Genomic DNA, 1,059 nt, shown 5'->3' with positions numbered 1-1,059 from the left:
TGCGATCCGACCGAGCCATCGCCTCGCAGATTGGAATTCTCGTTGCCTTGCCACCGGGTCGGAGAGTCGACGCAATCAACGAGGGCCTGCGGTACGATCCAGGCCGTGTCCGGATCATCGGATTGTTTGGGGCGCACGGCGACAGGATTGCAGGCAATATGCAAAGGCAGCCAGCCAATATCGAGATCGACGGCACGGCACGAAACGTGGTGGGCGAAAGCATGGACGGATTTGGCCGGGAGCGGCAGGCCTGGCGGCTGATCGCCCGATCGCTGCCCGATGGCAATGTTTTGCTGGTCGGCCGCGATGCGGATGAAATCGAGGAGATTGCGCGAGTCGTTGGGAGAGCGCTCGCGCTGGGGCTAATTCCCGCGGTGCTCCTTTGCATTGCAGTCGGCGCGGCGCTGAGCGCGCGCGCCCGAAAGCGTATCGGAGAGGTCAACGAGCGAGTGCAGCGCATCGTCGCCGGTAATCTGCGTGAACGGCTCCCGCTTGGGAACAGCGATGATCCCTTCTCGCAGCTTGCGATGATCGTCAATGGCATGCTCGATGAGATGGAGAGCCTTATCGAGTCACTTGCAGGGGTCGGTCGGGACATCGCGCACGACTTGCGGACGCCCCTTACCCGTGCGCGTCTGATGCTCGAGCGCGGTCGCAACAACGCCATGACACTGGAGCAATTGCAGGCAGTTGCGGACAAGACGACCGACGCTCTCGATCAATCGCTATCGATCATCACCGCCATCCTGCGTCTTGCGGAAATCGAAGTCAATCAGAGATCGGCCGGCTTCGGCCACGTCGCACTTGCAGATATCGTAAGGGAAGTAGGCGACATGTATGAGCCAATAGCGGAGGATCGGGGAATTAGCTTGCTCGTACAATCGCCAGACGAACTGAATGTTTATGGAGACCGCGATCTCTTGATCGAGGCGGTCGCCAATCTGGTCGACAATGCCGTTAAGTTTACGCCGGCGGGCGGGCGAGTGGAGATCGGATTGGTACGCAGTCACGGCGAGACCATCATCCGCGTCAAGGATACCGGCGCAGGGATAAGCGAAC

1 protein-coding gene is annotated in these 1,059 nt (G+C 60.2%); it reads left to right on the top strand.

Features of this window, described 5'->3' with window-relative positions:
• Window positions 1–1,059: sensor histidine kinase (locus ABIB66_RS43515; protein ID WP_354260136.1), on the top strand; the 1,059-nt coding region annotated here is incomplete at both ends.

Source organism: Bradyrhizobium sp. F1.13.3 (assembly GCF_040548265.1).
Taxonomy (GTDB): Bacteria; Pseudomonadota; Alphaproteobacteria; order Rhizobiales; family Xanthobacteraceae; genus Bradyrhizobium.
Note: the sequence above shows the minus strand (reverse complement) of the source record. Positions and strands in the feature narration are given on the sequence as shown.